The organism is Gilliamella sp. wkB292, assembly GCF_001690235.1.
GTDB classification, from domain to species: Bacteria; Pseudomonadota; Gammaproteobacteria; order Enterobacterales; family Orbaceae; genus Gilliamella; species Gilliamella apicola_F.
This window is the reverse complement of the sequence record NZ_LZGO01000052.1, coordinates 73,995-89,097: the sequence shown is the minus strand read 5'-3', so window position 1 is coordinate 89,097 and position 15,103 is coordinate 73,995. Positions and strand designations below refer to the sequence as shown.

General features: G+C 35.5%; 13 protein-coding genes and 4 tRNA genes. 2 read left to right on the top strand and 15 right to left on the bottom strand.

Translation table 11 applies throughout. From position 1 onward, the window contains the following. Positions 1–547 precede the first annotated feature (547 nt). The 14 genes from nusG to A9G09_RS06300 all read right to left on the bottom strand — a co-directional run bounded on the left by nusG (position 548) and on the right by A9G09_RS06300 (position 11,186). Entirely contained in the window at positions 548–1,093 is a 546-nt protein-coding gene (gene nusG, locus A9G09_RS06365) for a transcription termination/antitermination protein NusG (RefSeq protein WP_065633261.1), read from the bottom strand. 1 nt (position 1,094) lies between these two features. Beyond that, positions 1,095–1,496 carry a preprotein translocase subunit SecE gene (gene secE / locus A9G09_RS06360; RefSeq protein ID WP_065633262.1) on the bottom strand — a complete coding sequence of 134 codons (402 nt, stop codon included), beginning with the start codon at positions 1,494–1,496 and terminating at the stop codon, positions 1,095–1,097. 135 nt (positions 1,497–1,631) lie between these two features. Beyond that, positions 1,632–2,816 carry an elongation factor Tu gene (gene tuf / locus A9G09_RS06355; protein WP_065633263.1) on the bottom strand — a complete coding sequence of 395 codons (1,185 nt, stop codon included), beginning with the start codon at positions 2,814–2,816 and terminating at the stop codon, positions 1,632–1,634. A 183-nt stretch (positions 2,817–2,999) separates the two neighbouring features. Beyond that, a tRNA-Thr gene (locus A9G09_RS06350) sits at positions 3,000–3,075 on the bottom strand. 3 nt (positions 3,076–3,078) lie between these two features. Continuing rightward, positions 3,079–3,153, bottom strand: a tRNA-Gly gene (locus A9G09_RS06345). A gap of 56 nt (positions 3,154–3,209) precedes the next feature. Then, positions 3,210–3,294, bottom strand: a tRNA-Tyr gene (locus A9G09_RS06340). 33 nt (positions 3,295–3,327) lie between these two features. Next, a tRNA-Thr gene (locus A9G09_RS06335) sits at positions 3,328–3,403 on the bottom strand. 153 nt (positions 3,404–3,556) lie between these two features. Next, the gene (adhE, locus tag A9G09_RS06330) at positions 3,557–6,256 is read right to left on the bottom strand and encodes a bifunctional acetaldehyde-CoA/alcohol dehydrogenase (RefSeq protein ID WP_065634046.1); all 2,700 of its coding nucleotides are present in this window, start codon (positions 6,254–6,256) and stop codon (positions 3,557–3,559) included. Between the two features lie 289 nt (positions 6,257–6,545). Continuing rightward, entirely contained in the window at positions 6,546–7,349 is an 804-nt protein-coding gene (gene tcdA, locus A9G09_RS06325) for a tRNA cyclic N6-threonylcarbamoyladenosine(37) synthase TcdA (RefSeq protein ID WP_065634045.1), read from the bottom strand. 111 nt (positions 7,350–7,460) lie between these two features. Then, a complete protein-coding gene (locus tag A9G09_RS06320) occupies positions 7,461–8,036 on the bottom strand; it encodes a hypothetical protein (protein WP_065634044.1) in 576 nt (191 codons plus the stop codon). An 88-nt stretch (positions 8,037–8,124) separates the two neighbouring features. After that, positions 8,125–8,691, bottom strand: a complete 567-nt coding sequence (locus A9G09_RS06315; protein WP_065634043.1) for a hypothetical protein — start codon at positions 8,689–8,691, stop codon at positions 8,125–8,127. 427 nt (positions 8,692–9,118) lie between these two features. Next, positions 9,119–9,244: a hypothetical protein gene (locus tag A9G09_RS13085; RefSeq protein ID WP_255307675.1), complete on the bottom strand. Its 126-nt coding sequence runs from the start codon at positions 9,242–9,244 to the stop codon at positions 9,119–9,121. Between the two features lie 280 nt (positions 9,245–9,524). Beyond that, positions 9,525–10,880: a PFL family protein gene (locus A9G09_RS06305; RefSeq protein WP_065634041.1), complete on the bottom strand. Its 1,356-nt coding sequence runs from the start codon at positions 10,878–10,880 to the stop codon at positions 9,525–9,527. A gap of 36 nt (positions 10,881–10,916) precedes the next feature. Next, entirely contained in the window at positions 10,917–11,186 is a 270-nt protein-coding gene (locus A9G09_RS06300; RefSeq protein WP_065634040.1) for an ACT domain-containing protein, read from the bottom strand. A gap of 144 nt (positions 11,187–11,330) precedes the next feature. Between A9G09_RS06300 and A9G09_RS06295 the strand changes: the two genes are divergently transcribed. After that, positions 11,331–12,545 (top strand): pyridoxal phosphate-dependent aminotransferase, encoded by a 1,215-nt coding sequence (locus tag A9G09_RS06295; protein WP_065634039.1) that lies wholly within the window; start codon positions 11,331–11,333, stop codon positions 12,543–12,545. Between the two features lie 497 nt (positions 12,546–13,042). Here the strand turns inward: A9G09_RS06295 and A9G09_RS06290 are convergent, their stop codons facing one another. Then, positions 13,043–13,804, bottom strand: coding sequence for a M48 family metallopeptidase (locus A9G09_RS06290; protein WP_065634038.1), 762 nt, complete (start codon positions 13,802–13,804; stop codon positions 13,043–13,045). A 190-nt stretch (positions 13,805–13,994) separates the two neighbouring features. Between A9G09_RS06290 and queA the strand changes: the two genes are divergently transcribed. Then, positions 13,995–15,032 (top strand): tRNA preQ1(34) S-adenosylmethionine ribosyltransferase-isomerase QueA, encoded by a 1,038-nt coding sequence (gene queA, locus A9G09_RS06285; protein ID WP_065634037.1) that lies wholly within the window; start codon positions 13,995–13,997, stop codon positions 15,030–15,032. Positions 15,033–15,103 lie beyond the last annotated feature (71 nt).

Genomic DNA, 15,103 nt, shown 5'->3' with positions numbered 1-15,103 from the left:
TTATCATTGTTCCAATGACAAAGCAATCACCTTCCATTCCCTAAAAGCCAGCAAACTTATGTATCATCATCATTTCAAACCAAAAAATATTATTGCATAGCCCATACGGGAATAACAAAACCATAAGTTTGTTACTGTAAATATCATACAAAATAATGTATAAATAGCATCAAAATGAAAGATTTGATTTAAAACATAAAGTTAATTACACCATTATGAGCTATAAAAATACTTTTAAGCGAAGATACTTAATGAGGAGAGTAGCAAGAAGAAATATACTAATGAAGTAAAAATAGACAAAAAACTAAAATGCAATACAAATCATTTCTGTCGGTGATGAACAAATTCACCTTTATGTTTATCCTATCATTTTATCGAAAGGGTAAAACATTGACGTTGATCCAAATAAGGCTATCTTGGTCATTACATTTAAATAGCGAATAAAAAATAGTAATTGTTATTTTTAAGGCAGATTTTTTGCATAAAAAAAATCACAGAATAATTTCTGTGATTTTTGTTGTCATTGAATTAAAAATATTCAAATAAATTAGCTTTTTTCTACTTGGCTAAAATCAAGTTCAACAGGTGTTGAACGACCAAAAATAGAAACTGAAACTTTTAGGCGACTTTTTTCGTAATCAACTTCTTCAACCACACCATTAAAGTCAGCAAATGGTCCTTCATTAACACGCACAAGCTCACCTGGTTCAAACAGTGTTTTAGGACGAGGTTTGTCACCGACTTGTTGTAAGCGGTTCATAATTGCATCAACTTCACGTTGACTAATCGGTGCTGGTCTATCCGATGTACCACCAATAAAGCCCATAGTTCTTGGTACACTTTTGACCAAATGCCAAGTCGCATCGTTCATTATCATTTCAACTAGTACGTAACCTGGGAAGAATTTACGTTCACTCTTACGGCGTTGACCACTTTTCATCTCAACGACTTCTTCTGTAGGAACTAATACTTCGCCAAATGCGTCTTCCATATTATGTAATTTGATATATTCACGTAATGATTGTGCAACACGCGCTTCATAACCTGAGTAAGCTTGAATGACATACCAACGTTTTTGTTGTGCTTCGCTCATATTAACGTCCTATTGATGTTAAATAAAAGACTATTGAACGGAATAAAGAATCCATTCCCCAAAGTGCTAAGCCGACAATCACAGTAATTGCAGCAATGAGTAAAGTTGTTTGTACGGTTTCTTTACGTGTTGGCCAAACTACCTTTCTTAGCTCTTTTCTAGATTCTTGTAAAAACACATAAAATGCCTTACCTTTATTTGTTGTAAAGGCAATAAATAAAGTTAACAACGAAATTACAACAACCGCAATAATTCGTACAATAGTATTTGGTTGATATATATCATTAGGTCCAGCAAAATAGAAATTCCCCCAGACAATAAACGCAATCAGTACTAGAACTAAACCCCATTTGAATTTGTCTAGATTCGTGTTTGTATCTTGACTCTCGTTACTTACTAGCATATAAAACCTATGATTATGTTATTTATAATAATATCTATTTTCCAAAATGCTCTTTAAAGAAAAACATTTTGCTAAACAGACTAGATAAGAAAGGGTATCAAACGACACCCTTCTTATTGTCGCTAGTGTATAAAATTATTTAATAACTTTAGCAACAACACCCGCACCAACAGTACGGCCACCTTCACGAATCGCAAAACGTAAACCTTCTGCCATCGCAATTGGGTGAATTAATGATACTGTCATTTTGATATTATCGCCTGGCATTACCATTTCTACACCTTCTGGTAACTCGATAGTACCTGTTACGTCAGTTGTACGGAAGTAGAACTGTGGACGGTAACCTTTGAAGAATGGAGTATGACGTCCGCCTTCTTCTTTACTTAAAATATAAACTTCTGATTCAAAGTCTGTATGTGGTGTGATTGAACCTGGTTTAGCTAATACTTGACCACGTTCGATTTCTTCACGTTTAGTACCACGTAGTAACACACCTACGTTTTCACCTGCTCGACCTTCGTCAAGTAATTTACGGAACATTTCAACACCAGTACAAGTTGTTTTTGTTGTCGGTTTGATACCAACGATTTCAACTTCTTCACCAACTTTGATTACACCGCGCTCTACACGACCTGTTACTACTGTACCACGTCCTGAAATTGAGAATACGTCTTCAATTGGAAGTAGGAATGGTTTGTCAATATCACGCTCTGGCTCTGGAATATAAGTATCTAAAGCTTCAGCTAATTCAACAATTTTGTCTTCCCATGCTGCATCGCCTTCTAACGCTTTTAACGCTGAACCACGAATAACTGGTGTGTCATCACCTGGGAAATCGTATTGAGATAGAAGTTCACGTACTTCCATTTCAACTAATTCTAATAATTCTTCATCATCAACCATATCACATTTGTTTAAGAATACGATGATGTAAGGAACACCTACTTGACGTCCTAAAAGGATGTGCTCACGAGTTTGTGGCATAGGACCATCAGTTGCTGCTACTACTAAGATAGCACCGTCCATTTGTGCTGCACCAGTGATCATGTTTTTAACATAGTCAGCATGGCCCGGACAGTCTACGTGTGCGTAGTGACGAGTTGGTGTATCGTATTCAACGTGTGAAGTATTGATGGTAATACCACGTGCTTTTTCTTCTGGTGCGTTATCGATTTGATCGAATGCACGAGCTTGACCGCCGTATTTTTTAGCAAGTACAGACGTAATTGCAGCAGTTAAAGTTGTTTTACCATGGTCAACGTGGCCGATTGTACCAACGTTAACGTGGGGTTTTGTACGTTCAAATTTTTCTTTAGACATTTATCGTCCCTCAAATGTAATACAAATCGGTGGTGAATCACCACATTAACCAAGTATCATATTTAATATCAATATAATACTAACTTAAAATTAGCTCTGAATGATAACAGATAAAGCCATCGAGTGACAAGCTTTAAAGCAGTCAAATTCGATATTTTTAGAAGTTTAGGAGATTAACAAGAATGGTGCTGATAGGCAGATTTGAACTGCCGACCTCACCCTTACCAAGGGTGCGCTCTACCAACTGAGCTATATCAGCAATTGGAGCGGGCAGCGGGAATCGAACCCGCATCATCAGCTTGGAAGGCTGAGGTAATAGCCATTATACGATGCCCGCATGTTCAAACTCGGCTACCTAAATGCTTCAATTAGCTATTGCTAATATTAGATATGTGGTGGTGGGGGAAGGATTCGAACCTTCGAAGTGTGACACGGCAGATTTACAGTCTGCTCCCTTTGGCCGCTCGGGAACCCCACCCCGAATCTTTATAATTTTGTTTACTTAGGAAAATGGTGCCGGCTGCCGGAATCGAACTGGCGACCTACTGATTACAAGTCAGTTGCTCTACCTACTGAGCTAAGCCGGCCTAAGTGCTGCGCATTATGGACTAGAACATTTAAGCTTGCAAGCAAAAAAATCAAATTTTATTTTGTTTGCTTAAAAAAAAATCAAAAACATAAAAAAAACCTGAAATTTAAGCTATTTCAGGTTTTTATTTAATCAAAAATAATATTTTAAATTATTTCTTCTTAGCGACTTTTTTCTTTGATTCAACTGCTACACCTTTAGCGGCAGTATGCATTGCAACATCCTCGCTGATGTCACCTTTATCTTGATATGGACGTCCATAATAAGTATCAAGTAGAATTTGTTTTAATTCAGCGATTAAAGGATAACGCGGGTTTGCTCCAGTACATTGGTCATCAAAGGCATCCACAGCAAGTTGATCAACTTGCGATAAAAATACTTTTTCATCTACACCAAATTCTTTAATAGAAAACGGTATATCAAGCTCTATTCTAAGTTGATCTAACCAAGCGATCAGTTTTTCAACTTTCTTCTCATCTTTATCACTTGCGGATGTTAATCCTAAATGGTCTGCAATTTCTGCATAACGACTTACCGCTTTAGGATAACCGTATTGGCTAAACGTACCTTGTTTAGTTGGTTTATCGGTTGCATTAAATCGCACTACATTACTAATAAGCATTGCATTAGCAAAACCATGCGGAATATGGAAAGCAGCGCCAATTTTATGCGCCATTGAGTGACAAACACCTAAAAATGCTTGAGCAAAAGCAACACCAGCTAATGTTGCCGCACTATGCACTTTTTCACGCGCAACAGGGTTTTTAGCACCATCTTTATAACTTGCAGGTAAATAAGTTTTTAACAAACTTAATGCTTGTAATGCTTGACCATCAGAAAACTCACTCGCCATGATAGACACATAAGCTTCTAACGCATGAGTTACCGCATCATAACCACCCGCAGCACAAAGTGATTTTGGCATGTTCATTACTAAATTAGCATCCACAATTGCCATGTTAGGCGTAATAGCATAATCGGCTAATGGATATTTTTGCCCAGTTGCATCATCTGTTACCACGGCAAATGGTGTTACTTCAGAACCCGTACCCGATGTAGTTGCTACACAAATTAATTTAGCTTTTTTACCCATGTTAGGGAAGTGACAAGTACGTTTACGAATATCCATAAAACGCAACGCTAATTCATCAAATTTTGTTTCTGGGTGTTCATAAAGTACCCACATGATTTTAGCCGCATCCATTGGCGAACCACCACCCAAAGCAATAACAGTATCGGGTTGGAAGTCAGTCATTGATTGTGTTCCTTTACGAACAATACTTAACGTTGGATCAGCTTCAACATCAAAGAAGGTTTCACAAATTACACCTTGTGCTTCTAGTTGATCAGTAATTTGTTTTGAATAACCGTTATTAAATAAAAATTTATCAGTTACTAAAAAGACGCGTTTTGCTCCTTGCTCAATGACTTCATTTAAAGCAACAGGAAGTGAGCCACGTTTAAAATAAATAGAACTTGGTAATTTATGCCATAACATATTTTCTGCTCTCTTAGCGATGGTTTTCTTGTTGATTAAGTGTTTCGGTCCAACATTTTCAGATACCGAGTTACCACCCCAAGAACCACAACCCAATGTTAAAGATGGCGCTAAATCAAAGTTATATAAATCACCAATACCACCATGTGCAGCTGGTTGGTTAATTAAGATACGACACGTTTTCATTTTGCTGCCAAAATAAGCAATTCGCTCACGATTACTATCTTGATCAGTATAAAGAACAGAGGTATGACCCATACCACCCATTTCAACTAATTTTTCGGCTTTTTCTACAGCTTCATTAAAATCTTTTGCTTTGAACATAGCCAATGTTGGTGAAAGTTTTTCGTGCGCAAAAGGTTCTGACAAATCAACTTTAGTCACTTCACCGACAAGGACTTTTGCACCAGCTGGGGCTTTAAAACCAGCCATTTCAGCAATTTTGGTTGCTGGTTGACCAACGATGTTAGCATTTAACGCACCTTTATCATTTAAAATAATGCCTTGAACCGCTTTAGTTTCTTTAGCATTTAAAACATATGCACCATATTGTGTTAATAAACGTTTAACTTCATCGTACACAGAATCAACAACAACAATCGCTTGTTCAGATGCACAGATCATGCCGTTATCAAACGTTTTAGACATAAGTACAGAGGCAACAGCACGTTTTAAATCAGCCGTTTCATCAATAATAACTGGCGTATTACCTGCCCCAACACCTAGTGCTGGTTTACCTGAGCTGTAAGCCGCTTTAACCATACCTGGACCACCGGTTGCTAAAATAGCAGCAACATCATCGTGATGCATTAATGCATTCGATAATTCAATAGAAGGTTCATCAATCCAGCCAATAATATCTTTTGGTGCGCCTGCTTTAATAGCAGCATCGAGTACAATGCGAGCAGCTTCAATAGTTGATTTTTTAGCTCTAGGATGTGGAGAAAAAACAATGGCGTTACGAGTTTTTAAGCTGATTAAAGATTTGAAAATTGCGGTAGAAGTAGGGTTGGTTGTTGGAACGATACCACAAATAATACCTAAAGGTTCAGCTAAGGTTATTGTTCCGTATGGTTCATTTTCTGCAACAACACCACACGTTTTATCATGTCGGTATTTATTTAGAATGTACTCAGCAGCAAATAAATTTTTAATGACTTTATCTTCTACTATTCCCATGCCTGATTCTTCTACAGCTTGTTGAGCTAGTGGGATTCTAGCTGCTGCAGCTGCTGTAGCGGCTGCGACGAAGATTTTGTCGACTTGCTCTTGAGTATAAGTTGAATAAGTTTCCTGTGCTTTTTTAACACGGGCCATTAACTCATTTAACTCATTCATGTTGGTTACTGCCATAGATTTCTCCTTGAAATTAAAAAAATAAATCTGGATCGTTTGGCTTCTTCCTTGAATTTTAAATGCTTCAGCATAACAACTAAACGAAATTGTCGTTATCCTAAATCAGTTTTTTACTTTATACAATAATATTGCACAAAAAATAAATATAACAGACAAAATGAAAGTGATTAACAGGATAAATAACAACAAATATTGGTTATTTTTTTGATGAAAAAACCATTTTTAGACAAAATGGTCATGAGTTAACAATTAATGTTTAATATTAATAAGATAGATGGTTTTGTAATTATATTTTAGATAATTTATTTAACACATAACTAACTGCAACAAAACCAAAGGTTGCTGTAACGGTTGTAATTGCACCAAAACCCGATGCACAATCCATTTTTTTCGCGCCGTCGGCATCACTTTTGGTAAAGCAAATTTGACCATTTTTAGTCGGATAAGTGAGTTGTTCGGTTGAGAAAACGCAAGGAATTGAATATTTACCTTTACTGTCTTTATTGAGTTTATAATCGTTTTTTAAGCGTTCGCGTAACTTAGCCGCTAACGGATCTTGAATCGTTTTGGCTAAATCGACGATCCTAATTTGGGTAGGATCTTTTTGACCACCAGCTCCACCAATTGTGATCACCTTTAACTTCTGGCGTTTACAATAAGCCAATACCGCAGCTTTATCACGGACACTATCAATTGCATCAATGATATAATCATAACGTGGTAACTGTTTGCTTCCTAAATAGTCGCTGACATTATCAACATTAATAAAATCATCGATCTCATTGACAATGCATTCAGGATTGATCTGCAAAATTCTATCAGCCATTACCGCTGTCTTGGCTTTGCCGATAGTTGTTGTTAAGGCATGAATTTGACGATTGGTATTGGTGACACATACATCATCCATATCAATCAATGTAATTTGACCCACACCACTACGCGCTAGCGATTCAGCCACCCAAGAACCTACCCCACCTATGCCTATCACGCAGATATGGGCACGAGCAAAAGAAGCTAATGCAGATTCACCATATAACCGCGCAATTCCGCTAAAACGTTGAAAGTAACTATCAGAAAATGTGTTACGCATAATCACCATTGTTATATCGAAATTTTGCAATACTAGCAGTGCATAACGATTAACGCAACTAACGCTGCTATTCTTGTGATTGAAGTTATCAGTATTAGACTGGTAAATTAACTATTTACGTCCTAATTTCAATATCTCTTGTACCATTTGTTTAGTATGGGTTTGCATATATTTTACTAAATGGTCATTTTTTTCATTAAGTAGAATGAGATAAAAACGATTACGAGCCAAATGGGTTGATTCATCATAAGTACTGACAATTAAATAACCTATACCATTTTTTTCATCAGTTCCTACAACATAAGAAACGTTACCTTCTTGAGTGACTTTTGGATCAGATGAACGCATTGCGATTTGCAATTTGAAGAGTTTTTGAGCATCTTGAGCATTGGCAACAACATCATCCATAATGATGAAATAATCTTCATAATAGGTTGCTGATTTAGGATCTTGCATGTACATAATTGCACGCTTATCATTAGGATTACCTGAACCACTATCACAACTTTGATTATATATATAATAGGTTTTATTGTGGAAATCTAATTTTTGGGGTAAATCATAAGTTGGTAATTTTTGATTAATTACCGTTAACATCGGACCATAGTTGCTAGGTTGATAATTATTTTCTAAGGTCCCACAACCAAACAATAATATTGAGATAAAACTGATTATAACTTTTTTCATTTTGTTTCCTTTGTGAGCTAAGTAAAAACACGATAAAATAATAAAATTTTACTACGACTTTACTTACTTGCTGATTTTCAACTCTTTGTTATGGTTTAGAAAATTTGATTAATTCATCTATTAGTTTGGTGGTTTGAATTGGATTTATTGTTTGGTAAAAATCACTATTTTTTGCATCAATGCTATACATTAAAGCCTTTATTACAACAAAGCCTTTTGCTTGGTCAAATTGTTGGGTATAGATATAGCGCCCATTTACTTTGGAATCAATACCTTCAACATATTTCACATTTTTGTAAGATTTAATTTCCGGATTTTCATTACTGCGTAGTTTTAGTTGCGTTAAAAAAACTGTCATCGCATCTTGTTCATTAGTGACAGCTTCATACATAATAAAAATCCGAGCATTATCTACATCATTACTATAAAGCACGATCTGTCTTTCATTGGATTGCTGTGTTTTTTCTGTTTTATCTGTTTTTACTTTCTTAAAATTCACATTGAAAAAATTTTTTTGATCAGATACTTGAATGGATGGCAATGCTTTATCGGAGCGAAGAATAAAAGTTTTATCTGATTGAGGTGCACTTAATACTTGATTAAATGGTATGTTTAATATAAAGCATGCTGTAATAATAATTAAAAATCTTTTCATACAAAACCATCCTATTTGTTTGTTTAACAACCTCACCTTTATGCTGATTATAAACTTTTTGATTCTGTAAACAATTGATTATTTATTATCATTAAACGCAAGCATCTAACGTAAAATTAGCCGTTTTATTAGTTAACTTTATTTTTGTTTTTATACTGAAATGCATAAATTTCCTAAACTTCTTTACAAGAATACCATCATTGTTTTTACCAATTTGAAAATTGAAATCTTTCTCCCTATGTTGAGAAATCAAAAATATATCATTTGCCATTTCACACCATTCTATTGGCGCTTTAACCCGGCTAAAAAATAAAAGGTTTAATCACATGTTTGATATCGGTATGTGGCATAACCACAACATAAAGTCAGTCAGTAGTGCGGTTGAATATAACAATTCTCGTTGCTTAATAACGAGTAAAAAGGAGTCTTACACATAGCCTTCTAGTTTTAAAATAGGAAACGTAAAATCAAAAAATTGATCGGCATTGCCGACGCGTTCATCTAACACCATGAAATCGTCAAAAAATAGTTGGTGGTTCGATTTATCTCCCATCTCATCTTGCATATTGTGATAGCAAATTGCCAAACGCAGGCTTTACTGGTTACCACCTAAATTAAATCAAATTATTTTTTTATATATCTGATTTTAAGGAAGAAAAAAATAATGCTAATTGATTTGTTACCAAATAGTATCCATGTGATTGCTCGTCATAGGGATAACCATAAAAAAAGAACAAGAAAATCGCGTTTTAGATTATCAGAGGGGAATAATAGACATAAAGTTATGTGATACCTTGTCTTTTTAGATATACAAGGCATCACAAAATAATCGCTTAGTTTTTGAAAGAGTGAATTGGCGCAGGAATGCGGCCGCCACGATTAATAAAATCGCATGAACTATATTTATTAACCGGCATAACGGGAGCATGACCAAGTAAACCACCAAATTCGATATTATCGCCAACCTTTAACCCAACAGCCGGAATAATTCTGACAGCGGTCGTTTTATGGTTGATAACACCAATTGCAGCCTCATCAGCAATGATTGCCGAAATAGTTTCGGCTGGCGTATCGCCTGGAATCGCAATCATATCAAGTCCTACCGAACAGACACACGTCATCGCTTCGAGTTTCTCTAAATTCAGTGCGCCATTATTAACTGCATCTATCATACCAGCATCTTCAGAAACCGGAATAAATGCACCACTTAAACCACCAACATGACCACAAGCCATAACACCGCCTTTTTTAACAGCATCATTAAGCATAGCGAGTGCTGCTGTAGTGCCATGTGTACCAACAACTTCCAGTCCCATTTCTTCTAAGATATGAGCAACAGAATCACCAATAGCCGGTGTTGGCGCTAATGATAAATCAACAATCCCAAATTTTACGCCTAAACGCTCAGAAGCTTCTTTACCAACAAGTTGTCCCATGCGGGTAATTTTAAAAGCGGTTTTTTTGATTGTTTCGGCAACGACATCAAAAGATTGTCCTTTTACTTTTTCAAGTGCACGTTTAACCACACCTGGGCCACTGACGCCAACATTAATAACACAATCAGCCTCACCAACACCATGAAAAGCCCCTGCCATAAATGGGTTATCTTCAACCGCATTTGCAAAAACCACTAATTTTGCACAAGCCATACTGCTATTATTTGCAGTTAAACTAGCTGCTTGTTTGATAATTTGTCCCATCTGCTTAACTGCATCCATATTGATGCCAGTTTGAGTTGAGCCCACATTAACCGAAGAACATACACGTTCTGTTTGAGCTAATGCTTGCGGAATAGAGTTAATTAAAATTTCATCGCCTTTATGGTAACCTTTTTGCACTAAAGCCGAAAACCCACCAATAAAGTTAACGCCAACAGCTTTAGCTGCCGCATCAAGCGTTTTTGCAAACTCAACATAATCTTTATCGTCACTTGCACCTGCAATTAACGATATAGGTGTAACAGAGATGCGTTTATTGATAATGGGGATACCAAATTCTGAAGTGATCTCATCGCCAACTTTAACTAAATTTTTGGCAAGACGAGTAATTTTTTCAAAGATCTTTTGACGGGCTTTTTCACCATCACTATCAATGCAATCTAGTAGGGAAATACCCATGGTTATTGTGCGGATATCAAGCTTCTCTTCCTCTATCATTTTAATGGTTTCGAGGATCTGTTTTGTTTCCATTAGTACTATCCTTCAGTAATGAGTATCAAATTTAGATTATAGGCGATGCATAGCATCAAAGATTTCTTCACGTTGAATATTGACTTTAACTTTCAGTTTTTCACCCGATTGAATTAATGCAGTTTTTACCTCATCAAAGCTCACTTTGATTTTAGATAAATCTAACAACATAATCATGGTAAAGTATTCATCCATAATAGTTTGGCTTACATCTAAAATATTAATGTCCAATTCATAAAGCTTTTGACTAATACCTGCAATAATCCCTGTTTGATCTTTACCGATAACCGTTAAAATGGTTTTCATAACACTCTCCAGCACAATTTTTACACAGTTAAAAAATATTTATAGCGTTGATTATAATAACATCTTCAAAAATTATCGAAATAGGAGTAGATTGTTTTTTTAGAAATAATAAAGACGATTACATTAAATTGAAAGGGCTGCAATATGGTAAATTTTCAAAAATCAAATAAATTGGATCATGTTTGTTATGATATTAGAGGACCTATTCTCGATCATGCCAAACGTCTAGAAGAAGAAGGACAAACGATTCTTAAACTCAATATTGGAAATCCTGCCCCATTTGGTTTTAATGCGCCTGATGAGCTCCTTGTTGATGTAATTCGTAATCTACCAACTTCGCAAGGATATTGTGATTCCAAAGGTCTTTACTCAGCCCGTAAAGCAGTTATGCAACATTATCAAGCAAGAGGGATTACAAATATTGATGTCGAGGATATCTATATTGGTAATGGTGTATCAGAATTAATCGTACAATCGATGCAAGCCTTACTAAATAGTGGCGATGAAGTGCTAGTACCTATGCCAGATTATCCATTATGGACAGCTGCAATTAGTCTATCTGGTGGAAATGCCATTCACTATTTATGTGATGAAGAAGCCAATTGGTCCCCCGATTTAGAAGATATTAAACGAAAAATCACACCTAAAACAAAAGGGATTGTTATCATCAATCCAAATAATCCAACAGGTGCGGTTTATAGCAAAGAAGTATTACTAGAAATTGCCGAAATTGCCCGTCAAAATAATTTGATCATTTTTGCTGACGAAATTTATGACAAAATTTTATATGATGATGCAGTCCATTATTCTATTGCTGCATTAGCCCCTGATTTATTTGTTGTCACAATGAGCGGCTTATCAAAAACTTACCGTGTTGCAGGCTTTAGACAAGGTTGGATGGCGCTTTGTGGTCCTAAACAACATGTAAAAGGCTATATTGAAGGCTTAAATATGCTCGCTTCAATGCGACTATGTGCTAATGTACCATTACAACATGCTATTCAAGGTGCGCTTGGCGGCTATCAAAGTATTAATGAATTTATTGTTCCAGGTGGTCGACTTTATGACCAGTGCATGTTGGCATGGCGTTTACTTAATGATATACCCGGTGTTTCGTGTACTAAACCACAAGGCGCTTTATACTTATTTCCAAAACTTGATCAACAAAAATTCAATATTCATAATGATCAAAAATTAGTGTTAGACTTTTTATTACAAGAAAAAGTATTGTTAGTGCAAGGAACTGGATTTAACTGGCATAAACCCGATCATGTTAGAATTGTGGCTTTACCTCATACTGGTCAGCTTGAAGATGCTATTGGACGATTTGCTAAATTCTTATCTAGTTATAAACAATAACAAAATTATCTATTTTAGGATTTCCCCCCCTCTTTTTACTGCTTGAGAATTAGAGGGGGATAAACAAAAACACTAAATTCATATTTAATTAACTTAAAATCGTTTATTAATAAATTTTAATCTACATAAAATTATCACTAATTAAATTTATCTATAACTGGTTATTAAACCAATTAAACTTATCGTCTCAAATCCCGTTACCCAATTGTACTGATACTTGCTCAACAAGATTATTTAATAAAAGATGCCAATATTTACAGCCAATTTATGCTAACGCCAATAAATCAGCTTTTCTAAACTTATCAGCTCGCCGCGAATAATAAAATTCTAATTGTTTGAATTAGTGGGGCTGGAAGAATATTTAAAATAGAATGATGACATATAGTAATAACTACCAGCAGATTTTGTCAGAATAAGACGCTAAAGTTGAGTTTTTAACTCAACGTATTATAAAAAAAGCGCTTTGAAAAGCGCTTTTTTTGATAAATAACTCAAATTTACTTTTTGATTCCTGCAAGTTTTGCACGAATATTTTCTGCACGATCTTTTGAAGATGGGTGTGTACTTAAAATTGAAGAACTATCACCTTGAGCAGCTAATTTATCAAATGCAGTAGCAAGTCCTGCTGGATTAATCTTTCTTTTCACTAAGAAATCGAAAGAGTAGTCATCTGCAGCTGTTTCTTGTTTTTGTGAAAATTGTGAATTGATAACTTTTGCAGCTAAATCACCTAATTGAGATTGAGAAATTGATGAAACTACACTGTTTCCTGATGCTGCAGCGGCATCACGAGCAATTTCAGTAGTATAAGCCACTTGCATTGCTTTTTTGCTATGACCTAAAGCAACGTGACCTAATTCATGGCCAAGTACGCCTTCAACTTCATTATCGTTCATCAAGTCCATTAGACCACTATAAACGCGCACACAACCATTTGCCATTGCCCACGCATTAACATCTTTAGTTAAATAAACTTTATAATTAACTGGTGTACCCTCAACATTATTACCAAGCGCTTTAGCAATTTTATTGAGTCGTTTAGTATAAGCACTATTAGCCGGTGCAATTTTTGATTGAGCATCCATTTGAGCACAAGCTTCTTGACTTAATTGCTTAACATCATTATCACTTAAAGTTACCGCTTTAAGACCTTTCATCCCCAAATTAACTGCATCATTTGGGTTGATGTTACAACCAACTAGAGACATTGCTGCAACCAAAGGTAGCGTAGCTAATAATGTTTTTTGATGTTTCTTCATACTCTTTTTCCTTTCCTTATATTATTAATAATCAACTTTTATCTAATCTTTAGTTAGATTCCAAAAATTTTAAACTAACTTGAAGAATAATCAATAAATAATTGTTTGTTTTATACTAGAAAAAAGAATTACTTGCTTACCTATATCAGGAAGCTTAGACTATTGGGTCATTTTTTTGAGGTATATAATTATGCAATTATCTGATTTTGACTTCACTCTTCCCAAAGAACTTATAGCCAAGCACCCGTCAGAAACAAGAAGTGCATGCCGTTTATTATCGCTTGATGGTGCGACAGGTCAGATAGAACATGGCGTCTTTTCCGATATTATTGATAAAATTAATCCTGGCGATTTACTGGTTTTTAATAATACCCGAGTAATTCCTGCTCGGGTTTATGGTAAAAAAGCCTCTGGCGGTAAAATTGAAATCTTAATTGAACGATTGTTAGATAATAATCGCGCGCTAGCCCACATAAAAGCATCAAAATCACCGAAAGAAGGCGCTGAATTAACATTAGGCGAAGATGCATCTGTTAATGTAATTATGCTCGCTCGGCACGATAGTCTATTTGAACTACAATTTCCTGATGATGTGCTGACAATCTTAAATAAAATTGGTCATATCCCATTACCGCCTTATATAGATAGACCCGATGACAGCCATGATCGTGAAGTTTATCAAACCGTTTATAGTAAAATTCCGGGAGCGGTTGCCGCCCCGACTGCCGGATTGCATTTTGATCAACCTTTATTAGAAAAATTAAAACAAAAAGGTATTGAGATGGCTTTTGTAACCTTACATGTAGGTGCCGGCACATTTCAACCAGTTAGAGTAGAAAATATAGAATCACATGTGATGCACGCTGAGTATGCACAAGTCTCGCAATCAGTAGTTGACGCTGTTTTAGCTTGTAAAGCAAGAGGCAATAAAGTCATAGCAGTTGGAACAACCTCGGTTAGAGCACTGGAAAGCGCGGCACAAAAAACCGGTAAAATTGCACCGTTTTTTAATGACACTCAAATATTTATCTATCCTGGTTATCACTTTAATGTTATCGATAGCTTAATTACTAATTTTCATTTACCTGAATCAACATTAATTATGCTGGTTTCTGCGTTTGCTGGTTATCAAAATACAATGAATGCTTATCAAGAAGCCGTCAAACAACAATATCGTTTTTTTAGTTATGGCGATGCCATGTTCATTACTAAACAAAATCAACAATAACAGTTAGGATTATTTCAATCTTTTACCTATTACCGATTGAATATCAAAATTAGGCAGGTCTTTTTTAACTA